Source organism: Leclercia sp. LSNIH1 (assembly GCF_002902985.1).
GTDB lineage: Bacteria > Pseudomonadota > Gammaproteobacteria > Enterobacterales > Enterobacteriaceae > Enterobacter.
The window spans coordinates 256,242-278,395 of sequence record NZ_CP026167.1 but is presented as its reverse complement, the minus strand read 5'-3'; the positions used below and the strand labels follow the sequence as shown (position 1 = coordinate 278,395).

Annotated in this window: 21 protein-coding genes and 1 pseudogene; 15 read left to right on the top strand and 7 right to left on the bottom strand. The window is 55.8% G+C overall.

Annotated elements, in window-relative coordinates:
• Window positions 1–9: 9 nt before the first annotated feature.
• The 6 genes and pseudogenes from bcsA (at window position 10) to C2U54_RS01455 (ending at window position 10,728) form a co-directional block, all read left to right on the top strand.
• A complete protein-coding gene (bcsA, locus tag C2U54_RS01485) occupies window positions 10–2,130 on the top strand; it encodes a UDP-forming cellulose synthase catalytic subunit (protein WP_103177090.1) in 2,121 nt (706 codons plus the stop codon).
• Window positions 2,127–4,586 carry a cellulose biosynthesis cyclic di-GMP-binding regulatory protein BcsB gene (bcsB, locus tag C2U54_RS01480; RefSeq protein ID WP_103177089.1) on the top strand — a complete coding sequence of 820 codons (2,460 nt, stop codon included), beginning with the start codon at window positions 2,127–2,129 and terminating at the stop codon, window positions 4,584–4,586. Before bcsA ends, bcsB begins: the two co-directional genes overlap by 4 nt.
• 13 nt (window positions 4,587–4,599) lie before the next feature.
• Window positions 4,600–8,472: pseudogene (locus C2U54_RS01475) on the top strand (cellulose synthase subunit BcsC-related outer membrane protein).
• Window positions 8,472–8,939 carry a cellulose biosynthesis protein BcsD gene (gene bcsD / locus C2U54_RS01470; protein WP_103177088.1) on the top strand — a complete coding sequence of 156 codons (468 nt, stop codon included), beginning with the start codon at window positions 8,472–8,474 and terminating at the stop codon, window positions 8,937–8,939. Before C2U54_RS01475 ends, bcsD begins: the two are co-directional and overlap by 1 nt.
• A gap of 9 nt (window positions 8,940–8,948) precedes the next feature.
• Window positions 8,949–9,938 carry a glycosyl hydrolase family 8 gene (locus C2U54_RS01465; RefSeq protein WP_103177087.1) on the top strand — a complete coding sequence of 330 codons (990 nt, stop codon included), beginning with the start codon at window positions 8,949–8,951 and terminating at the stop codon, window positions 9,936–9,938.
• 337 nt (window positions 9,939–10,275) lie between these two features.
• Window positions 10,276–10,728, top strand: a complete 453-nt coding sequence (locus C2U54_RS01455) for a hypothetical protein (protein ID WP_103177085.1) — start codon at window positions 10,276–10,278, stop codon at window positions 10,726–10,728.
• A gap of 219 nt (window positions 10,729–10,947) precedes the next feature.
• Here the strand turns inward: C2U54_RS01455 and C2U54_RS01450 are convergent, their stop codons facing one another.
• From C2U54_RS01450 to C2U54_RS01440, 3 genes are read right to left on the bottom strand one after another with little or no spacing between them, the layout of a single operon-like run.
• Window positions 10,948–11,985, bottom strand: a complete 1,038-nt coding sequence (locus C2U54_RS01450) for a phage integrase (protein WP_103177084.1) — start codon at window positions 11,983–11,985, stop codon at window positions 10,948–10,950.
• A 3-nt stretch (window positions 11,986–11,988) separates the two neighbouring features.
• Window positions 11,989–12,555: a PH domain-containing protein gene (locus C2U54_RS01445; protein ID WP_103177083.1), complete on the bottom strand. Its 567-nt coding sequence runs from the start codon at window positions 12,553–12,555 to the stop codon at window positions 11,989–11,991.
• A gap of 16 nt (window positions 12,556–12,571) precedes the next feature.
• A complete protein-coding gene (locus C2U54_RS01440) occupies window positions 12,572–13,153 on the bottom strand; it encodes a phage repressor protein CI (protein WP_103177082.1) in 582 nt (193 codons plus the stop codon).
• 143 nt (window positions 13,154–13,296) lie between these two features.
• On the opposite strand from C2U54_RS01440, the gene C2U54_RS01435 reads away from it, so the two are divergent.
• From C2U54_RS01435 to C2U54_RS01405, 7 genes are all read left to right on the top strand, one after another.
• Entirely contained in the window at window positions 13,297–13,518 is a 222-nt protein-coding gene (locus C2U54_RS01435; protein WP_059364896.1) for a helix-turn-helix transcriptional regulator, read from the top strand.
• A 30-nt stretch (window positions 13,519–13,548) separates the two neighbouring features.
• Complete coding sequence (locus tag C2U54_RS01430; protein WP_103177081.1) at window positions 13,549–14,052, top strand: phage regulatory CII family protein; 504 nt, start codon at window positions 13,549–13,551, stop codon at window positions 14,050–14,052.
• A gap of 9 nt (window positions 14,053–14,061) precedes the next feature.
• Window positions 14,062–14,259 (top strand): phage filamentation protein Fil family protein, encoded by a 198-nt coding sequence (locus C2U54_RS01425; protein WP_103177080.1) that lies wholly within the window; start codon window positions 14,062–14,064, stop codon window positions 14,257–14,259.
• Window positions 14,249–14,677, top strand: coding sequence for a hypothetical protein (locus tag C2U54_RS01420; protein WP_103177079.1), 429 nt, complete (start codon window positions 14,249–14,251; stop codon window positions 14,675–14,677). Before C2U54_RS01425 ends, C2U54_RS01420 begins: the two co-directional genes overlap by 11 nt.
• Complete coding sequence (locus tag C2U54_RS01415) at window positions 14,677–15,078, top strand: hypothetical protein (protein WP_103177078.1); 402 nt, start codon at window positions 14,677–14,679, stop codon at window positions 15,076–15,078. Before C2U54_RS01420 ends, C2U54_RS01415 begins: the two co-directional genes overlap by 1 nt.
• 66 nt (window positions 15,079–15,144) lie before the next feature.
• On the top strand, window positions 15,145–15,378 hold the full coding sequence (locus C2U54_RS01410; protein ID WP_103177077.1) for a DUF2732 family protein: 234 nt from the start codon (window positions 15,145–15,147) through the stop codon (window positions 15,376–15,378).
• Window positions 15,369–16,226, top strand: a complete 858-nt coding sequence (locus C2U54_RS01405) for a DNA adenine methylase (protein ID WP_103177076.1) — start codon at window positions 15,369–15,371, stop codon at window positions 16,224–16,226. Before C2U54_RS01410 ends, C2U54_RS01405 begins: the two co-directional genes overlap by 10 nt.
• A gap of 78 nt (window positions 16,227–16,304) precedes the next feature.
• Here C2U54_RS01405 and C2U54_RS01400 read toward each other — a convergent pair whose 3' ends face one another.
• Window positions 16,305–16,601, bottom strand: a complete 297-nt coding sequence (locus tag C2U54_RS01400) for a hypothetical protein (protein ID WP_103177075.1) — start codon at window positions 16,599–16,601, stop codon at window positions 16,305–16,307.
• Here C2U54_RS01400 and C2U54_RS01395 point away from each other — a divergent pair.
• Window positions 16,600–18,642 (top strand): replication endonuclease, encoded by a 2,043-nt coding sequence (locus tag C2U54_RS01395; protein WP_103177074.1) that lies wholly within the window; start codon window positions 16,600–16,602, stop codon window positions 18,640–18,642. The two genes, C2U54_RS01400 and C2U54_RS01395, sit on opposite strands and share 2 nt — an antisense overlap.
• Before the next feature lie 118 nt (window positions 18,643–18,760).
• Window positions 18,761–18,949, top strand: coding sequence for a hypothetical protein (locus C2U54_RS01390; RefSeq protein ID WP_103177073.1), 189 nt, complete (start codon window positions 18,761–18,763; stop codon window positions 18,947–18,949).
• Here C2U54_RS01390 and C2U54_RS01385 read toward each other — a convergent pair.
• From C2U54_RS01385 to C2U54_RS01375, 3 genes are read right to left on the bottom strand one after another with little or no spacing between them, the layout of a single operon-like run.
• Window positions 18,926–19,246, bottom strand: a complete 321-nt coding sequence (locus C2U54_RS01385) for an ogr/Delta-like zinc finger family protein (protein WP_047743703.1) — start codon at window positions 19,244–19,246, stop codon at window positions 18,926–18,928. The two genes, C2U54_RS01390 and C2U54_RS01385, sit on opposite strands and share 24 nt — an antisense overlap.
• Window positions 19,243–20,274 carry a phage portal protein gene (locus C2U54_RS01380; protein WP_103177072.1) on the bottom strand — a complete coding sequence of 344 codons (1,032 nt, stop codon included), beginning with the start codon at window positions 20,272–20,274 and terminating at the stop codon, window positions 19,243–19,245. Before C2U54_RS01380 ends, C2U54_RS01385 begins: the two co-directional genes overlap by 4 nt.
• A complete protein-coding gene (locus C2U54_RS01375; protein WP_103177071.1) occupies window positions 20,271–22,046 on the bottom strand; it encodes a terminase large subunit domain-containing protein in 1,776 nt (591 codons plus the stop codon). The genes C2U54_RS01380 and C2U54_RS01375 overlap by 4 nt, the downstream gene beginning before the upstream one ends.
• Window positions 22,047–22,154 lie beyond the last annotated feature (108 nt).

Below are 22,154 nucleotides of genomic sequence, written 5' to 3'. Positions count from 1 at the left end.
GGACGTCCTATGAAAAAGGCGCTGTTTTATCTACTGCTATTGGTCTTAGCACCTATCGCCGTGCTCATTATTATCACCCCAATGGATAGCCAGAAGCAGTATATCTTCGGCTTAATCAGCATTGGGGCGCTGCTGCTGCTCGGCTTTAGCAAACATCACCGCGTATCGGTAATCATGATGATCGTGGCGGTGTTAATGTCCACACGATATATCTGGTTCCGGGCCACGCAGACGCTGCACTTTAATTCCGAAATTGAGGCCATACTGGGGATCGGGTTATTTCTCGCCGAACTCTATATCTGGATAACCATTATTTTGAGTTATCTGCAAAACCTCTTTCCGTTACAGCGCAAGATTGTGCCGCTGCCGGATGATATGTCGCAGTGGCCGACGGTGGATATCTATATTCCGTCCTATAACGAAAGCCTGGACGTGGTGCGCGATACCGTGCTGGCGGCGCAGTGCCTGGATTATCCGGCGGATAAGCTGAAGATCTATCTGCTGGATGACGGCAAGCGCAGCGAGTTCGCGGTGTTTGCCGCCAACGTCGGGGTAGGGTACATCACGCGTAACGACAACTCCCACGCCAAAGCGGGCAACCTCAACCACGCGATGAAGCTCACCAAAGGCGAGCTGATCTGCGTCTTTGACTGTGACCACGTGGCGACGCGTATCTTCCTGCAGGCGACGGTTGGGGCCTTCCTGCAGGATCCGAAGCTGGCGCTGATGCAGACGCCGCACTACTTCTACTCGCCGGATCCGTTCGAGCGTAACCTCTCCGCAGGCCGCGATATTCCTAACGAGGGTCAGCTCTTCTATGGGCAGATCCAGCGCGGTAACGATAACTGGAACGCCACCTTCTTCTGCGGCTCCTGCGCGGTGATCCGTCGCAGCGCGCTGGAAGAGATTGGGGGCTTTGCGGTGGAAACCGTTACCGAAGACGCCCACACCGCGCTGAAGATGCAGCGCCTGGGCTGGAAATCGGCCTATCTGAATATTCCGCTGGCCGCAGGGCTGGCGACGGAGCGCCTGGTGGTGCACGTGATCCAGCGTACCCGCTGGGCGCGCGGCATGACGCAGATTTTGCGGGTCGATAACCCCCTGCTGGGCCGCGGCCTGAAGTGGCAGCAGCGTCTGTGCTATCTCAACGCCATGCTCTCGTTCCAGTTTGCGTTGCCGCGCGTGGCGTTCCTCACCGCGCCGCTGGCCTACCTGCTGTTTAACCTGAACATTATCCACTCCTCGGCGAGCCTGATTTTCGCCTATATGCTGCCGCACCTGTTCCTCTGCATCTATGTGAACTCGCGGGTCAACGGGCGCTTCCGCTACAGCTTCTGGGGGGAGATCTATGATCTCGTGCTGGCCTTCCATCTGGTGCTGCCGACGGTGATTACCCTGATCTTCCCGAAACGCGGGAAGTTCAACGTAACCGATAAAGGCGCGCTGCTGGACGTGGGCTATTTCGACTTCAGCATTGTCCGCCCGCACCTGATCATCGCCGTATTGCTGGCGGCAGGGGTTGTCGCCGGGATCACGCGCGCCGTCGCGCATGACTATTTCAACGTCGATCCGATGGTTATCGCCCTGAACGTCGGCTGGGGTATCTACAGCCTGATCTTCCTGCTGGCGGCCATTGCCGTGGCGCGGGAAACCCGCCAGACGCGTAAGACGATCCGTATCGATGCCAACGTGCCGGCGGTGATCCACTACGCCAGCGGCATCTCCTCGCGCAGCCATACCCTGGATCTCTCCATGGGCGGCTGCCGTATTGCGGTGGTGGACGACCGTCACCTGACCGATGAGATCGAAGAGATTGAGCTACAGCTGCAATCCGGGGCGATCAGTATTCCGGTGAGCGTCATTGCCCACGATGAGCAGTATATACGCCTGATGTTTGCCGAGATCCCGCTGGAGCGCCGCCGCGAGCTGGTGCGCGTGGTGCTGGCCCGCGCCGATGCGTGGATCAACCCGCCTAAGCCGCAGGACAATCCGTTCCGCTCGTTGTTTATCATTATTCGCAGCGTATTTGATCTGTTCTGGCTGACCTGGAAAGACCGTCGTAATAAGCGTCGTCAACGCCATGAGGATGCAGGGCGCAGGAATAACGCCACCGAGGATACCGCTGTATGAAAGGGATGACCCGCAAAGCGCTGCAGATGTTGTTTGTATTTGGCGTCCTGGCGCAGCCGGTGACGGCGGAAGAGCCGACCACCGTGGAATCGCTGCTGCCGGTGGATTTCCCGCCCGCGACGGACACAGCGCAGTCCACTGAGGATGCGGCGCCGGCTTCCCTGCCTGCACCCGATACGCTGCCCGCTTTCCAGACCCCGCCGGCGGCAGAGGCGGCTGCGGAACCGACTGCCAGCCCGGCACCGGATGCCATGCCGGTGACGCCCGACGCCGTTCCTGCTTCTCCGGTGCCGATGGGGATCACCCCTGGCACCAGCAGCAGTATCACCGTTGCCCAGATGGGGCAGCCCAATGGCGTGGTGTTAAGCGGTGGGCAGCTACAGGGGGGAATCGATTTCACCCTCTCGGCGGACCAGGTGATCACCAATGCCCAGCTGGAGCTGAACCTGAAGGTCTCTCCGGCGATGGCGGCCCGTAATACCACCCTGCAGCTGATGCTCAACGGCCAGCCGCTGGGGACGGTACCGTTGGGCTCTGCCGACAGTAATGTGTCGAGCTATCAGCTGGAGATCCCGGCGGCGATGGTGGTGTCACGCAACAACATCAGCTTCAAAATCAACGACGGCGACGCCCTGCTGTGCCAGCGGGATCTGTCGGACAATTATCAGGTCACCATCATGCCGAACACGCGTCTCGACCTGGAGGCGCAGCAGCTGAACATTGGCGCGGATCTGAGCCATTTCCCGCGTCCGTTCCTTGATGAGATGCAGATGACGCCGACCACGCTGACCTTCGCCTTCCCGGCCAAAACCCTGCCGGAGCAGGTGGGCGCGGCGGCGCTGATCGCCTCGTGGCTGGGGATCGAAGCGGACTACCGCGGTATTTCGTTTGACGCCCTGCATGACCAGCTGCCGGAGAAAAACGGCATCCTGTTCGGCAAACCGGGCGAGTCGATTGGCGGCCTGACGCTGCCTGCCTCTAACGGGGCGATGCTCCAGGTGGTGGATAACCCGGCCAACCCGATCTACAAACTGCTGCTGGTGGTGGGCAATAACGAGCAGCAACTGAAAAGCGCCGCATGGCGTCTGACCCGCGGAGAGTTCAGCGGCCAGACCACCAGCCTGCTGGTGGAGGCCCAGAACATCCCGGTCAGCAAACCTTATGACGCCCCGCGCTGGATCGCCACCGACCGCCCGGTGTTGCTGAGCGAGCTGATGCGTAAAGATCAGAGCCTGACGGTGACCGGCATCTGGCACGAGCCGCTGACCCTTGGGTTCCGTGCCGCACCGGATCTCTTTATGTGGGATGGCGACACCATTCCGCTGAAAATAGCCTATCGCTTCCCGTCCGAAAGCTGGATCGACGAACAGCGTTCGTACCTGTCGATGACCTTTAACGGCACCTTCCTGCGTAACCTGCCGGTAAACAAACAGGGCCTGCTGGAAGGGCTGTGGCACAAGCTCGGCGGCGATGCGCGCCAGGAGAACTTTGTCATGCCGCTGGAGCCCTATCTGATTTACGGCGACAACCAGCTGCAGCTCTATTTCAACATCCAGACCAAAGAGACCGCGCCGTGCAGCGTGCTGCTCAATAACAACATCAAGAGCCGTATCGACGAAGATTCCAGCATCGATCTGAGCAATTCGCGCCACTTCGCGCTGCTGCCAAATCTCTCTTACTTCGTCGGCGCATCGTTCCCGTTTACCCGTCTGGCGGACTTCTCGCAGACGGTATTACTCCTGCCGGAAAACCCGAGCGAAAGCGAGATTGGCACGCTGCTGGATCTCGCCGCCCGCTCCGGTAACGCCACCGGGACCGCGCTGAACAACAACCGCGTGATGTTCGGTCTGCCCTCTGGCGGGGCGAACCTGCTGCGCCTGAGCAACAGCGATGTGCTGGCGGTCTCCACGCTGGACCAAACCGCCTTCAACCGCGCGCTGCTGGCCCAGTCGCCGTTTATCAGCAACGAACACACCTTTGGGGTGCGCGAGCCGAAGATGCTGGAAAAAGCGCAGCGCTTGCTGGAGGGCGACTGGAACGCGTCGGGCGTCGATGCCGACCGCTACTTCTCGTCGAACGAATCCTGGCGCGGCTTTGTCAGCTTCCGCTCCCAGTGGAACCCGCAGCGGCTGGTGGTGATGGCGATTGGCAGCAATGACCAACAGCTTTCGCGTCTGCATAACGATCTTAACTCGGCCCGCATCAACGCCGGGATCCGCGGCGATACGGCGATCATCACCGATGAAAACGGCGTGCGCAGTTTCCGCGTCGGCCCGCAGTTCCCGAGCGGCCAGATGCCCTGGTACATGATGGTGGTGTGGTATGCCACGCAGCACTCCGCCATGCTGGCAATTTTTGGCCTGCTGTTCGCGACGATTATTGGCCTGAGCCTCTACTCGTTACTGAAAAAACGCGCGCATAAACGACTTAACCCACAGGATTCAGATCGTGAGTAAGGGTGGTAACACTATGGAAAATAAAAACAAAACCGCCAGACATCTGCCTGTGCTTTGCCTGTTCAGCGGGCTGGCGCTCGGGGGCCTTCAGGGCGCCCAGGCGGCGGATGCCGCGCAGTCGGCCAATAACCCGGCGCTGAAAGCGCTCTTCGACCAGGCAAACTACTGGCACGAAAAGTCTCACGATAACCTGGCGATGGAATCGCTGAAAAAAGTGCTGATGGTGGACCCCAATAACACCCAGGCGCTCTACCTGATGGCGCTGTGGTCACAGCAGGCTGGGGACATGAAAGGGGCCGCGCAGTGGCGTGAGCGCTTAACGGCGGTCTCGCCGCAGGATGCAAATCTGCAGGCGCTGGATAACGCCAAACAGATGCAGCAGGTGCCGCGCGGGCAGCTGGAGCTGGCCCGCCAGCAGGCGCGCAGCGGCAATATTCCCGCCGCGCTTAGCACCTGGCAGAGCCTGTTTACCGGCAACCAGCCGCCGCCGAGCCTGGCCCCGGAATACTATCTGACCATGGCGGGGGACAAATCCCTTTATCCGCAGGCGATGAGCGAGCTGCGTCAGCTGCGCGTGCAGTACCCGCAGGATAACAACGTCAAAATTGCGCTGGGCAAAGTGCTCACCTATCAGGAGAGCACCCGCCGCGAGGGGATGGATATTCTCCAGGATCTGGCAAGCGGCAGTCAGGACGCGGATAAATCCCTGCGTCAGGCTCTGCTCTGGCTGGGGCCGCAGGCGGGTGACGAAGCCTATTACCAGACCTACCTCCAGCGCCATCCCACCGATACCGCAGTGCAGGACTACTTCCGTAAAAGCATCGGCGGGGCGGCAAAAGGCGAAGGCTATGTGGCGCTGAACAGCGGCAATACCGACACCGCCCGCAGCCAGTTTGAGCAGGCGCTGAAGACCAACCCGGAAGATGCCGACGCCCTGGCCGGGATGGGCTACGTGGCCCTGCGCAAGGGCGACTACGCCGCAGGCGCGCAATACCTGAACCGTGCAGCAAGCCTGGGCGGAAGCGCCTCTGAGGAGCGCAAGCAGCAGGCGCAGGATGCCGAGTTTTACGGCCAGCTGGCCCAGGCGCAGGCGGCTTACAAACAGGGTAACGTCAGCCAGGCGCTGGCCCTGAGCGCACCGCTCGCCCAGCGCAGTGGCGAACAGGGGGCGGCGGCGAAGCTGTTCCGCGCCGACGTCCAGCGGCATAACAAAGATTACACCTCGGCGGAGCAGACCCTGCGCGGCCTGCTGACCGAGCAGCCGAACAACGGCGCGGCCCGGGAAAACCTCTACTACGTCCTGCGCGAGCAGAACAAAACCGCCGAAGCCCAGGCGATGTTGCAAACCCTGCCGGCCAGCCTGCAGGCGAGGCTCCAGCCGCGCGTCTCCGGCGGCAACCCGACCGATCCGCTGCGTCGTCAGGCGCAGCAGGCGGCGGCCAACGGCGATCCGCAGCGCGCCATTGCGCTGTTGCAGCAGGGGACGGCCCGCTATCCGTCCGATCCCTGGCTGCGTCTCGATCTTGCGCGTCTGTTGCAGAAACAGGGACGCGACGCAGAGGCGGCCAACACCATGGCACCGGCCTTCCGCCCGAACGCCAGCAACAGCGAACTCTACGCTGCCGCGCTGTTCGCCAGTGAAAACAACGCCTGGCAGCAGTCGCAAACCCTGCTGTCGCGCATTCCAGCCCCCAGCCAGAATCGCGATATGCGCGAGCTGTCGCAGCGGGTCAACTACAACCTCCAGATGAACGTCGCCGAGCGCTATCTGGCGCAGGGCGATCGCACCGCGGCGGCCAACACCCTGTAAGCCCTGGCGGCGCGTCCGCCACAAAGCCCGGCGGATGCGGGCAAGCTGGCGCGGATGCTGGCCCAGAGCGGGGATGTCACCACTGCGGTGAGCGTGGTCCACGACAACATGCGCCGCGGCGTGCAGGGTAACGCCGGGGATTATGCCGATCAGGTGGCGGTGCTCAATCAGGCGGGGCTGGGCAGCGAAGCCCAGGCCTGGCTTGCCAGCCCGGAGTTGCAGTCCCGCAGTACGCCAACCCAGCTGGCGAGCATTCGTAACGGCTACGTGATCAACGAGGCCGATCGTCTGCGCACCCAGGGCAACTATGCCGCGGCCTACGACAAGCTGATCCGCGCCATGCAAAACGATCCGCAGAACACCGATCTGATGTTTGCGATGGCCCGCGTCTATCAGTCCGGCAAGATGAATAAAGAGGCAGGGGTGGTCTACGACTACCTGATGACCCGCGATACACCGCAGCAGGATGCGCGGGCCGGGGCGATCGATGTGGCCCTGGCCAGCAAAAATGTCGATAAAGCGAAGCAGCTGAGCGCCGGGCTGACCAACGACGGTTCGCCGGAGCGCCTGCTGCTGCTGGCGCGGGTCTCCGAGGCGGAAGGCAACCATCAGCAGGCGATGAGCTATCTGCGCACCGCGCGCGGCAAGCTGCTCGGCCTGCAGAATAACACCGGTGAAACCGCCCCAATGCTGGGCGGCCTGGCACTGGCCGACAACCCGTTTGTGGGTACCTCCAGCACCGGCGAGGTGGCGGCGTCGCCGTCGCTCTACGGCCAGGCGATGCCGTGGCAGGTGGCCCAGCTGGCGCGTAATCCACAGACCGCGCCGCCGGGTACCGTGCGCACCGATCTGCCGGTGGAAACCGCCCAGGCCGGTACGCTGCGCCAGGTGGATAACATGATGGAGATGCTGGTGGATAAAACCGCCACCTGGGCGCGAGGATCAACCTCCCTGCGCGCGCGTGACGGCGAAGATGGGCTCAGCAAGCTCACCGAGATCAAGGCGCCATTGCAGTGGTCCACCGTGCCGTTCGGTGATTCCCGCCTGGACGTTAACGTCACGCCGATAAGCCTCGATGCGGGTACCTCGTTCGATGAATCCAGTCGCCGGTTTGGTACCGGGGCGCTGATTCAGGGCGGCGTGGCCGAAGAGCTCTATAACGCCTCCACCACCACGCCGCCTGAGCTGCCGAATATCGACAAAATCAAGGTGCCGTCCCAGGGCTCGCAAAGCGCTCAGGGTGTGGAAGTGGCGATGGCGCTCACCGGGGATCAATACAAAATTGACGTTGGCTCCACGCCGCTGGGCCAGGATCTGAATACCGTCGTGGGTGGGATCCAGTGGTCGCCACAGCTGACCGATTACCTCAAGCTGGTGCTTACCGGCGAGCGTCGTGCGGTGGTAGACAGCCTCCTCTCCTATGTTGGCGTTGAGGACAAATACAGCGGCAAGAAGTGGGGCCAGGTCACCAAAAACGGCGGCAGCGCGCAGCTGAGCTATGATAATACCGATGCAGGTTTCTACGCCGGGTTTGGCGTGTACGACTATGTCGGGGAGAACGTGCCGAGCAACACCAGCGTCACCGGCTCTGCGGGGGTCTATTTCCGCCCTTACTACGCCGCCGACCGCGAGCTGAAAGCCGGCATCAACATGAACTACATGAACTTCGACAAAAACCTGAGCTACTTCAGCTACGGGCAGGGGGGCTATTTCAGTCCGCAGGACTATATCAGCGTCTCCTTCCCGGTGGATTACACCCAGAAATATGACAACTGGAACCTGGGGTTAGGCGCGTCGATTGGTTATCAGTCTTACTCCCAGGATGAGAGCCCGTACTTCCCGACGGACGCGGCCATGCAGCGCCAGCTGGAAGATTACGTCTCCCGTGGTTTCGCCAAAGAGGCGTTCTACAAAGGCAACAGCGAAAACGGCCTGGGCTACAACCTGCGCGCGTCCACGGACTACAAACTCAACAAAGATATGACCATCGGCGGGCAGATTGGGTATGACACCTTCGGTGATTACAATGAAAGCACCGCAAGCCTCTACTTCCGCTACCTTCTGGGGAACAAGTAATGAACGATCAACAGCTTTTGCACTATTACCAGCATCAACAGTCCCAGTCGGGCTGGTTTGGACTGATCCACGTGATGGTTGAGACGATGGTGGCGAACGTCGGCGAGGCGCAGAGCCGCGCCTTTCTCGTGCAGATGGGCGACGCCCTGGGCGAGCGCTTCCCGCTGATGCTGGCGCACACGGTGGGCGAACTCGAAGAGCAGATCAACGCCCGGCTGGCGGCCTTTAACTGGGGCTATATTGATATTGATGCCAGCGACACGGCGATCCGCATCGTGCATACGGCATTGCCGGTGCCGCCTGAAGAGGCAAAGCAGATGGCCTGGAACCACGCCTTCAGCGCGGTGCTGGAGGGACTCTATGCCCGCTGGCTGCGCGAGCAGGGCGGAAAATCGCACGTTTCACTGTGGCGGGAGGCATCCCCCTCGGCTACGGTTATCCATTTCAGATATCAAAACAATCAATAAGGATCGGCCATGTGGCAGCGAACTAAAATCGTGGTTCTGGCGCTGGGGCTGTTGTTAAGCCATCAGGTTTTCGCTGGAAGCGCATGGGAGAGTTACAAGGCGCGGTTTTTGATGCCGGATGGTCGCATCATTGATACCGGCAACAACAGCGTGAGCCATACCGAGGGGCAGGGCTTCGCCATGATGATGGCGGTGCGCAACAACGATCGCGCGGGTTTTGACAAAATCTGGAGCTGGACCAAAAAGAATCTGCAAAACCCACAGACGGGCCTGTTCTACTGGCGCTTTAACCCGGTGGCCGCCGATCCGGTTATGGATAAAAACAATGCCACCGACGGCGATACCTTTATCGCCTGGGCGCTGTTAAAGGCGGGCACCCAGTGGAATGACAGCAATTACCTGAACGCGTCGGACGCCATCACCAAAGAGCTGGTGGCCCGCAATGTGATCAGCTTTGCCGGTTACCGCGTGATGCTGCCTGGCGCGAAAGGCTTTAACCTCAACAGCCATGTGAATCTCAACCCCTCCTATTTTATCTTCCCGGCCTGGGAGGATTTCGCGAAGCGCAGCCATCTGACGGTGTGGCGTGATTTGATCAATGACGGGCAGAAGCTGCTGGTGAAAATGCGCTTCGGCAACACGCAGCTCCCGGCGGACTGGGTTTCACTGTACGCCGACGGGCGCGTAACCCCGGCCAAAGAGTGGCCGGCGCGCTTCAGCTACGATGCGATCCGCGTGCCGCTCTACGTGAAGTGGTATCAGCCAACCAGCCCGCTGATGGCGCCATATACCGCCTACTGGGGACGTTTTTCCCGTACCCAGACGCCAGCCTGGGTGAACATCACCACCAACGATCCGGCGCCCTATATGATGGACGGCGGCCTGCTGGCGGTGCGTGACCTGGCGATGGGGCAACTCCCGGCGGGCGAGCCGCAGATCACGGCTCAGGAGGATTACTATTCTGCGAGTCTGAAGATGCTGGTGTCGCTGGCAAGGTAAGTTTTACCTTCCTAAGGTGAGATTCTGGAAAGCGCCTCGCAAGAATGACTTGCGGTGGCGCTTTTTGTTTTGTGTGGGGGAGAGCAGGGCGTAGAGTCTCCTCGTTGCGGTGAAACCTGCAACCGGGCGTAGGAACCCGCTTTAGTACAAGGTGACCCAGATTCACGATCTGGTGTCCTGCCAGCGCGTATCCCGATATGATTACAGTGGCGCTGGCGGAGCAGCCGAAAGGCTGGCCGATCCCCTTGTACGTCGGCATTCCTACCTCCGTCAGCGTCACCCCCCGAGCGTAGGAACTCTGGTGGTGATCTTATTTCTCGTACAAGGAGGATGCCTTATGGCTACGATCCCAACCCTGACTTACCCCGAATCTGACGAAAGCGTTATCCGCCACTTGCTCACCTCGCCCCTGCCTGCCTCTGCTGACCTGTTTGAGGTCACGGATCGTTGCGCGGCTCTGGTAACAGTTCTGCTTGAAACTAAAGAAATTACCGCGCGTCTGGCGTTATGCGGACGGCTGTCGCACGTGCTCACCCGACTGGCGCAACTGTGTGATGAAGATTTACCCCCACACCTTATTGCCCAGCTCACCGTTGATGAGCTGCCGGATTCCGCCATGCCGGACTGCTGGCAGGATACCTGTTTGATGGTGGGATATCTGCGTTCGCTGAATCAGGCGTTACTGGGGAATATGCTGCCGGGCGCAGTCGCGGAGGATCTGACCGGGCTGCTGCACGATCTGGTGTATATCTTGCGGGATTATGTGAGGGAGCCGTACCGGACGCACTGAGAGCGTGCTAGAAGCTACTTATTAGTGTTAGCGTAAAAAAAAGCCACTCACTGGAGTGGCTTAATTCTTTGATTTTAAAGCCAAAATCTGGTGGCCCCTGCTGGACTTGAACCAGCGACCAAGCGATTATGAGAACCATAACGACCAACGTAAAAACAATAACTTAGTTTAAAATCAGTGATATAGAAAACCAATATCAACCTATATAGTCCAATAAACTTAAGTTGCTGCGACACTTTTGCGACATTTTAGCGGGTTAAGCTTTAACGCCTCTTCCAAGTGGTTAGGCGCAAAGTGGGCATAACGCATGGTCATTTTAATATCGGTGTGACCGAGGATTTTTTGCAAAACCAGTATGTTTCCCCCGTTCATCATAAAGTGAGATGCAAAAGTGTGTCTGAGCACGTGCGTCAGCTGCCCGGCCGGTAATTCAATTTCCGCCCTTTCGAGCGCCGATCTGAAAGCGTAATAACATGGGCTAAAAAGAGCGCCGTTTTTCTTTGGTAGTTCAGCAATGAGTTCTGAGTCTAACGGGATGGTGCGGTTGCGCTTCCCTTTCGTTTTTATAAAGGTGATTTTACCTGCAGTGATCTGGCTGCGTTTGAGCTTTTCAGCTTCTCCCCAGCGTGCGCCAGTCGATAGACAAACCCTCACTATCATTTCCAGGTCTTTTGCGGAACTGCTGCGGCATTCTTCTAAAAGCTTATCGATCTGCTCACCAGTCAGGTAAGCCATCTCGCTTTCTTCGGTTCTGAACTGACGAACATTTTCTAAGGGGTTCGGTGCATCCCATTCACCGAGCCGCTTCAATTCATTAAAAACCGCCAGAAAATAAGCGTGCTCAAGGTTCATGGTGCGGGGCGAAACTTTCGTTACGCGCTTAGTTCGGGCAAAATGGCCATCCAGCCTTTTAGCCCTGTAAGCTGTGAAAAGCTGGGCTGTAAATTCTGTAGCCAAGGGCGAACCCATGCACTCATCAGCCCAGAGCATAGTGCTCTTGCGCTTCTCGCCATCCCGTAAAGTTATCCCGTGCCGTTCAAACCAGAGATGGATTAGATCCGAAAGGAGACGTTTGTCTTTACCTTGTCCAAGCCAGGGCGCGTCCTCCACTTTTTGAAGGGTGTAGTTTTCAAACGCCAGCGCCTCGCCTTTGGTGGCGAATTTTTTGCGAACACGCTTACCGTCTTTTCCGTTGCTTCTGCCTACAGTGTAAAAATCAGCAACCCATTGGCCATTGGCTAATTTTCTAACTGTCATAAATTAACCGTTAAGAATGCGCTGTTTCTGCTGCTGAAATTCCTCTTCCGTCAATATCCCTTCTTCTTTCATTTCGGCAAGGCGTTCAATTTTTGACATTTGCTCATCAAAAGATTGAGTGGCTTTGGTTGGTTCTTTTTGTGGCCGCGCCGGGGTATTAAGGGTGTTTCTTGTCTCATTCACTAAATTGGTGAAAGGAATTACCGAACCCTTCATTACATTTTTGATAGTGTAATTTTGGCCGCTGGTTGAAATCATAATTTCACCTAATAACAGCCCAGTTTTACCGCCAACACTCACAATATTGTTGAGATTAATGTCAATTTGTTTAACTCCAAAAAGCATACCCTTATCAAGGAAAATCACTCGCTTATTGGTGAGCGTAATAAGCCATGTGTTTCCGTCCATCATCCCGCTAGCAATTGCTAATGGTTGCTCGCCGGAGTTTAAAATCTCTGGAAGGTGGAAGAATTCCTTTTTTGTGCCAAACGGTACGTCAGATACCGTAGCCGCTAAGCGCTTCATCTCTTCTTTCAACTGATCTTTTGATGCTGTTTTGTAGTCAATCATCTTCAAATCCTTATGTTTATTTTATGGTTAATACAACTCTGCCCAAGATTTTTATATCTTCAATTGAACAATCGAATGCCATGCCTACGCCACTGACCCTTACTTTCCTTATTGGGATGCGGGTGAGGGTGCGAATACTCGTTTTGCCTTCGATATCAACCAGCCATTGATCGTCATAAACCTCGGTAAATGAGGTATCAACGATAAACTGGCTGTTGCCCTCAAGTATGCATACCGGTGAGGAGGGGAGCGGAACACCTGGTAAGAAAGAGACTTTATCCAGCATATACATCCCGGCTTCGTAAATCAGACCATCAACGATTTTGCGGCGAGGCATTTTCAAAATGTCGAGTTCTTCATCATCAAATTTCCTGCCCTGACCTGTAGCTAACCATTCTAGTGAGGCACCAGTTTCGGCGACGCACCTAACCACCATATCTGCAGGAAATCCGCCGCGTTTATATCGTCCCGCCAGGCTGCTTGATGCCATATCAAAATGCTCGGCAAGCATAAGTTTCGAAGTAAAACCGTAAGCATCAATGACCCTATCGAGCACATCGCTGCTGTGGCTGATTTGTCCGTAAGAGAATTTGCCCATAAATTAGCCAGTGATTCGTAAAATACGACAAAAGTATTGCTTTGTCGCTTAATACGATCTAGGCTCTCCTCGTTGTAGTTTTATACGAATATTGGTTAATAACGGCGGATATTGGCGTATCCGTAACCGAAGGAGTTTGCATTATGCGTCCCAACATTACAATCGTGATCCCTGATCCATACATCCCACTCGATGAGTATTGCCGCCGCACTGGCATGTCCCGCAGCACCGCTGAGAACCTGATTTCATACGGAAAATTGCCAATCAAACCCAAAGGTGCGCAAAAAAAAGGGCTGGTTGAGGTCAACATGGCTGCTTTAACCGTGATGGCATTAAGCGAGTGTGAAGTTTCGCTTAACGCGTAATCCAGGCTAGCAATTAGGAATTTGTGAATCATGTACGATTACAAGGTATCCATACACAATCACCTTGATAGCGCCTGCCGGGCTTTCGCTCAGTCTCATAACCTTGAGCAGCTGGCTAAATCGGTAGGGATGCGCCCGGCAACCCTGCGTTGCAAGCTGAACCCGGATCAGCCGCACCAGTTGACCCTTATCGAACTCATTGCCATCACAGATGCGACAGAAGACCCGCGCATTCTTGATGGCATGCTGCGCCAACTGCACTGTCAGCCCTCCGTCCCGGTTAACAACGCCACTATGGGGAACATGCAATTTTGTGCGCTCACCGCTGCTGCCAGCGTGGGCGCAATTGCCGGGGAAGCGGTTTCCACAGAACAGATGACCCAGGCGCGCCGAAACCAGATTCTTGATCGCGCCAGTGATGCCATTCGCAGCCTCTCCCTGATCGTCTATTCCGTTGAGGCTCGTTTTCAGTCTGCCCCTGTCTTTGCTGCTGCCGTAGATATCGTCACGACAAACGCAACAGGGTTGATGTGAGGGATGACTATGAAAGCTTTCGTTACTTACCTGAAAGAACAATCACCGGCCATGCAGCTGTCCAGCGGGACTACTGGCTGGATTGAGTTACCAAACGGTCAGCGCTGGAACCCTGGACACCAGTACAAATTCAATGGTCGCTTGCCTCGTCGTCCGTGGTGGCAGCGTCTTAGCCACCGTCTGAGTGGAGGACGTTATGGCCATTAATAACGAGCAGCAAAAACGCGGGCTGGAGCAGTTGAGAAATATCCGCCGCAAATATTTCAGTAGCAGCAGTGAGGCTGCTGATTGGTGGGACAAACTGAACCCGGAATGGCGCGGCGTTGTTTTACATGCGGCTGCAGTCGCTTCCGGTTTGGACGTTTTTAAAGCCCACTTGTGTAAGTGCAGCTGGCGGGAATTGTTCGAACGTCTGGACTATCGGGCAATGATCCAGTTGCGCCAGGGTATTTCCAGAGCGCGAATGACGTTTGAGGGTTTCGGCAGTTTGCGTGACAGCGATTTTTCATCACGAACAGCAAGCCGGCCAATCAAAAAAGCCCGTCCTGTCAGCAGTGGAAACGGGGTTCAGATGATTATCGCTCCACACATCGTTCAGAAAATGCAGCAGCAGGGGAATCACTAATGCCAGTAATTTCAGTAGATAGCGGGATTTTTAACAAGGAACTGAATGCCTGGGGAGTTCCGCATAATTACACCCAACTTTTTTTGTCTAAAAGCGTTGTTAAACATGGTCGTGTCGCACTACATCCGTTCTTCTTTAACGACACTGAGCACTTAACCATCCAGCGTCACTGGCTCGCGATCAATGCCGCGTTCTGGTGCAGTGTTTACCGTGAAACCGAAAGCCAGTATGCCCAGGTGGAGGCGTTAGCCAGTATCCGATCCGTTTTTTACATGGCGGGTGCTTTGGGAGTTGGTGAAGTTAAGGCGCTTATCCAGGAATGGTGGCGCAAAACCTACGAGCTGCATCAGGTTCCCGCGCCGAGCTATTCAGCCGCGCCAGTTACCGTTTCTTACCACTAAATAAACCTCTGAATTTTTGGCCACCCATCCGGTGGCCGGGGATTCTTTTGCCTTAAGGAAACCAATATGCACATGACACGTAATGATTCACCCGTAGCAAAGAGCAGTTCTGACCTGCTTTCCATGCTGGCGAAAGCCACGAAAGAAGGTAAAGCCGCAGCTGCTGATCTGTGTTCTACACGTCTGGATAAGCTGGCCACCCATGCAGCCAACGAAGGTTTAAGCGCGGCGGAAATTGTTGAGTTGCTGCGTGAAGAGGCTGCGGCCATTTGCAGCAAAGGCGGTGCGGCATGGCAATAAAAACTCCGCTGAAATGGGTGGGCAGTAAAGTGCGCCTCATGTCGCAGCTGCTCCCCCATCTGCCAGAAGGTAAACGCCTGGTTGAGCCGTTCGCCGGTTCCTGCGCCGTCATGATGAATACGGACTATGACGAATATCTGATCGCTGACGTGAACCCTGATTTAGTTAATCTCTATAAGGTCATGGCATACGAAACTGACGCATTTCTCCGTGAGCTGGAGATCCTGTTCTCTGCTGGTTATTTGGGTGAGGCAGAGAGCCGCGCTGTTTATTACTACGCGGTTCGGGACGCGTTCAACATGTCTGGTAAGGCTTTTGGTGATCAAAGCGTGGAAGCCGCAGCGCGTTTCATGTACCTGAACCGTCACTGCTTCAATGGCCTGTGTCGCTATAATCGCCGCGGTCAGTTCAACGTGCCGTTCGGCAAATACAAGACTAATTATTTTCCGTTAAATGAAGTCCGGACGTTTGCTGAAAAGGCAAAGCGCGCAACCTTCATTACCGCTCACTATGCCGAAACGCTGGATTTGGTGCGTGATGGCGATGTGGTCTATTGCGATCCCCCATACCTGACAGAGACGGGAAATTTCACCGCTTACACTGAGGGCGGATTTTCTCATATGGATCAGGGTAGGCTGGCGCGCAGGCTGCGGCGCCTGGCGCGGAAGGGTATAAGTGTCGTGGCATCCAACAGCGATGTGGAGACTGTTCATTATCTCTATGCCGGTTTTGAGGTTGCCCGCCTTAATGCCCCTCGTAGTGTTGGCGCAGCAGCAACAAGCCAGAAAGTTGCTGCTGAACTGATTCTTAAATCCCCTAAAACCATAGTGGTAGAGGCAATCGCTTAATGAAAATTTCACAGGAATCATATCTGGTTGCTTGTGCTGTTCTAAAGTGCGCCAGCAAGACCAGTATTGAGAATGCAGCTAACGAGCTGGACGCGATTTTTTATAGTCCTCAAGAGTTACAAAAACAGCATCGTATCCGCGAAATGTGGCGTCAGGAGCTAGAAGGTTCTTTAGCCCAAGAGACTCCAGAAAATTAGCAGCTTTTATGTATTCACCCATCCCTGAGCAGGTTAATGACCGATAGAGCCTCTCGTCATGCCACATGGCGATTTTGTAAGGGATAGAGCTTACATCTGTTTCCTGCTCTGCCAACCATTTGGTTATTACTAAGTCGTAGGGTGGCCGTTCATTTTCATTGAGGTAGCGAGATTTCATGTCAATCATCCAGTTAAGTGAAGTCCTAGATCTGGATATTAATGGTCAACATCACGCCGTCAATGCCTGGCGGCGTGAAACCTTTGCGCCGGGCACGCCAGCGGATGCGACGATAACAGAACGTCGCCTGTGGGCTGTTAACCCTCATGATTACGATTTCCGGTCACAATACCTTCACGAAATACCCGACTGGCTGGCCGGGTATTTTGGCAACCGCTACGAAAAAATCTTTAATGGAAAAGACGGCCGTCGCCGTGCCAATGCGTTTCTGCGCCGTACTATCGGCCAGAACGTATTGCCACGCCTGCGGAAAGTTACAGCCAGGTACGCACTGGCCGGTGATGCTCTCGATCTCCCCTTCGGTAAATCACTGTCACGTCTGCCATCCCTTGACCGCCCGGAGCTAAAAAAGCTGGCCGGGCGTGTTTCTTCCTGGTTGTCTCAGGCGTTCTGCGACTTTAGCGAAACGCTCGACGGTGCCACAAAGGATGATGCTGAGGTTGCGCGGCGTGTTGGCCGGGCGTTCGTTCACCTGGGTGAGCTGGTACAGACCATCAATTTCACCGCCCCTTACTGGGGTTCCTTCAAAGCGGATAAGTTGACGGAGCGTCAGGCCTATTCCGGCATCCTTCGAATGATGGCACCAGAGTGGTGGTATCTGCGCCTTAAGCGTGCCCGGGATCTGCAGCGCGAACATCTGGCCATTGCCGTAGGGCAGGTACAGAAGACGGCCAGTGCGTATGTTTCACGCAAAACCCTGGGCGAATGGATAGACCAGAAAAAGCGTAATACCGAGTTCTTCAAAAAGTTCGACCTGATCAATGAGGACGGGGATCGTGTTTCGCTCGTAGACATGGTTTACAGCAGCGTGGCCAATCCGGCCATTCGTCGCTGTGAACTGATGGTGCGGATGCGCGGCTTTGAAGATATCGCCAACGAGCAGGGGCTTGCTGGGGAGTTTTACACCATCACCGCGCCGTCCCGTTACCACGCGGTACACAGCAAGGGTGGCTTTGTCGGTCAGTGGAACGGCTGTAATCCGCAGGATACCCAGAAATATTTATGCGGTGTCTGGGCTAAATGCCGGGCAGCGATCTCCCGTGCTGGCATTCACGTTTTTGGTTTCCGGGTGGTAGAGCCTCACCACGATGGAACACCACACTGGCACATGCTGCTGTTCATGCGCCCGCAGGACGTCGATGCTGTGCGCGATATTCTTTGCTATCACGCCCGTGCAGCTGACTCCGAAGAACTGCAATCACTCAACGCGCTAAAGGCGCGTTTTCACGTTGAGCCTATCGATCCAGAGAAAGGCAGCGCCACGGGCTACATCGCCAAATACATCAGCAAAAACATCGACGGTTTTGCGCTGGACGGCGAGCAGGATGAAGAAACCGGGGAGAGCCTGCGTGATATGGCTAAATCCGTTTCTGCGTGGGCGTCCCGCTGGCGTATTCGACAGTTCCAGCAAATTGGTGGTGCCCCGGTGACTGTATGGCGTGAACTGCGCCGCCTGGGAGATCAGCGCCTGACTGACAGCCGGATGGATGCCGTACTTGCTGCTGCTGATGTGGGTGACTGGGCTGCGTATACCCAGTTGCAGGGTGGTGCGCTGGTTGCCCGTCGTGATCTGGTTGTTCGCCTGGCATATGAAATCACTGAGCAGGGCAACGAGTATGGGGAGGATGTGCAGCGCGTTCAGGGTATCTATTCGCCTTTGATCCCTGAGTCTGAGGTTTGCACACGTCTGATGAAGTGGCAGAAGGTTGCGAAGTTGGCCGAAGCGCCAGCGGAGGCTGGTTTTTCTGGCGGCAGCGCCGCCCCTTGGAGTTCTGTCAATAACTGTACGGAGGGTGGAACCCGGAGGCGATTAAAGCTGGAACTGAATCAGCGTGGTTTTGCTGGAAGTGATGAAGAGGTGGATATTCTTCTGCGCGGTAGTGGGTTAATTTTTGGCGCTACAGCACTGATTTACCGACATGGAAGGTTGCAAGAGAAGCGAAGAAAGCCAGAGGAAGAGCTGTGGCCAGGTTGGGGTTAGAAATTGTAAGTCGTTGGTTAATAAAATTTAACTTTACAGCGTGCCTAAAATTTTATTCACAAAAGATGCTTTAGAGTGTACTGTATGTTTATACAGTTATTTCTGCAGGGGTAAGCTGATGGAGCTAGTAGAAGTTGCAGCACGTGCCGAATTTATAGAGTTATTAACGAAGGTTGCATTGATTGAGAATGTGACTCGTCGGGAACAGCAAATTGCGTTGGTGTTGATCGGTGAATGGGCTGGAGAAATTAGCAAAGAAATAAAAAAGCCCCTCGTCGGGGGCTCAGTTGGAAGCGGTTTTCAGTAGGTCCAGTGTCATTTGCTTTTGCTGTGGTGACAGTTTGCTGATTAGCTGCTGTAACATAGCATCACCCGATTTTGCGCTTGGGCTGAGCGTATGGGAGAACGTCAGGTTCATCACAAAAGTGTGGCCACACTCTACATCAGCGCAAGCGCAATAAATATCAGCAATTTCCCTGTGCTTTCTGTTCGTTTTTTTGATTATCGCCTTAGAACCGCAGTCGGGGCATTCAATTTTCAATACTCGCACTTTCCATGCTCCAAACGATTTCGGATGCCTGGATTTTAAACTGTTTTTCCTCATGCCGCACCGTTTCCCGTTCCGTTAGCAAAATTAAGCCGCAGATTTAGCGGGATTTCCTTGTCGCTGTTGATCGCCTCCATAAACCGACGTTGCAGCGGGATAACCTCGCTGCGTTTGTAAATCAGTTCGGCCTTTTCCGGGTCGCCCAGCCCTCCGGCGTTCTGCGCGATCTGGCCGGCCAGCCCGGCCGGGAAACGGTGGGCGTTGAGAATGTCCTGGGCGCTGATGTTCTTCACGCTGGCAAACTCATCCTTAGCTGAAATATCCCCCATCTGGATGAACTGCACACCCTCTTTATCACCGCCTGGAATGTTCACTAGGATGGTTGAGAAGTTCCCGATCCCTTTGCTGTCACGCAGCTGGCGTTCAATCTCTTCTTCCACCTCATCGGTCATGCTCGGGTCACGGGTGTAGAGAATGCCCCCCGTGTGTGCGCCGTTATGGTAGTAGCGGCGGCGGAAGATAACCGCTTCGCTGTTGAGCAGTGCGGAGTGGATGCCGCCGATGTAGTCCGGCAGACCATAGATGTGCTGCTGCGGATCGTACATCCGCATAAAAATGACGTCATCCGGCTGATAAATCAGCGGTTCGCCCTGCTGCAGTACGGCAAATTCCCCTGTTTTGCGGCGGCGGGTGTACAGGCCGGGCATCGGGGCGATGGATTCAACCTCGCCCCAGCCATTGCGGATTTTCACAAAGCCCACGTCGCCAAACGTGATGAAATCAAACACGGCAGCTTCCATTTCGTCGCGGCTAAGCCCACCGCCCTGATAGTCGCTCATCACCAGATTCTTGCGCGCATGAATGATGCCGCCGTGCTGGCCATTCAGGTTAATCAGCTGCGCCAGCGCCAGGCGGTCAATGGGAAGTGTGTAATGGTTCGCCTCGTTGTCGTACCACACATCGCTGTAGTCCGTGCCGGTAGTCAGAACCGGTTCCGGCTTGCCAAAGCGCAGAACGCTCATTTTTTTGGTGGGCTGCGGTGTGCTTTTGTCGCGTTGCCCGGCATATTTTTTCTTTCTGGTCATGCTGCTTTCTTAAGCCCCCATTTGGATTTTGGCTTGTTCTCATAGTTGAGCGGTTCGTTATGCAGGGCGTGAGTGATCGCCCAGAACGCTTCGGCGTGTCCGGTTTCCTGCGTGCGGTCTGCGACAAAGGTCATGGCATTCCCGCTCTGCGTACTGGTGCGTCGAATGGCCATAAAACTGGCCGGGATCTCTTTCTGGTCTTTGTCCCACTCAATGCGGCTGCTCTCCACCACGTCGCAGGCTTTAAGTACCAGCTGGTCTTTGGTGTTGCGGTCATAGCGAATCGGTTTGGCCACGCGCAGGGCGAAGTGCTGGATATTCTCAAAAACCCCCTGGCCTATCCCGGTAACGTCCACGCCGATATAGGTGAAGTTGTACTGCTGGAACAGCTTCTCGATCTGCTTGGCCTGCCAGCGGAAGTTCATGCCTTTCCAGCTGAACACCCGCAGCACGCGGTATTTCTCCGGTGCCAGAATGGGTGGGGCAACGATGACGAAACACGACAGGTCGCCGCTGCGCGCCGGGTCGAATCCGCCCCAGACCGGGCGATCACCAAATGGCCGGGCAGCGTCCGGGTTGTGATCCTGCCAGGTGTCCGTTTCCACGGCGCAGGCTTCCAGGTCGGAGAACCTGAAAACGCTGTCTTTGCTGTCAACGAATACGCACATATACAGCATGCTGAATGTGGTTTCGTTGTACCGGTTGCGCAGGCGGTCAATGCTTGCCAGGTTAAACCCGCCGTTGATCGCATCTTCCAGCGTGATGACGTAGCGCCACTGACCATCGGGGCAGGAGCGGCCACCGTCGCGCAGTTCGTCGAACGTCGGGAACGGCACGTGGGCGCGTTTCTTGCTGCCCTGTTTCCACTCTTCGCCCGTCCAGAACGGGTACGCCTGGTGAGTTTTGGCAGATGGCGTGGAAAAGTAGGTGGTGCGCCATTTGTCGTGGGTGGCCATTGCGGAAGCGACTTCGTTCAGCTTCGCAAAGTTCGGCACCCAGAAATATTCATCACAGTACAGGTGGCCGCTGTAGGACTGCGCGGTGTTTTTATTGGTGGAGAGGAAGCGCAGCTCTGCGCCGTTGCTCAGGCGGATCGGGTTGCCTGTCAGGGTGATGCCAAAATACTGCTGCGCAATGTTGACGATATAGCTGCGGAACACCTCGGCCTGCGGGCGTGACGCTGACAGGAAGATTTGCGGATCGCCCGTCATAACGGCATTTTCAAACGCCTCATAGGCGAAATACCAGGTCGCCCCGATCTGGCGGCTTTTCAGGATATTGCGGATTTGCTGGGCGATATTCAGGCGCAAATGCTTCTGATAGCCGAACAGGTTTTCTTCTGCAAACGCGTCGAAATCCTCCTGCGTCAACCCCGAAATGTCGTTCTTTCTGTACTGGCGCTTTTTCCGTGGCTGGTCGTCGTCCTCATCGCCGCCGCCCTGGTCGCGGCGTTTACCCTGGCTTTCTGCCAGCTTCTCTTTGTGCTTATTACTCTGGGCGCGCAGCTTCGTGGCGTGAGCAATCAGCATGTCCATTTCTTTAAGTTCGAGATCGGTCTTCTCGTTTCGCCCGGCAAGCAGCTGGTAGCGGCGCTCGATCGCTTCCTCGGTGCTTTCATGGCTCAGCAGGTCAGCCCATTGGTATTTCTCCGCCCAGTAGTAAATGATCCGCGCATTCGGCAGATTTAAATCAACAGCAATTTCTTTAGGAGTGGCACGGCGCAGATAAAGTGCGCGGGCAACGCCTCTTAATTCTTCGGAATATTTAGCCATAGATTTAATTATGCCGTGGCTGATTATAAAAAACGGTGGCTTTAATTCGCAGGTGTTCGTTTATAACCGCTTATCCGAACTGACCAGAATTAATCTGGATGATGCCCG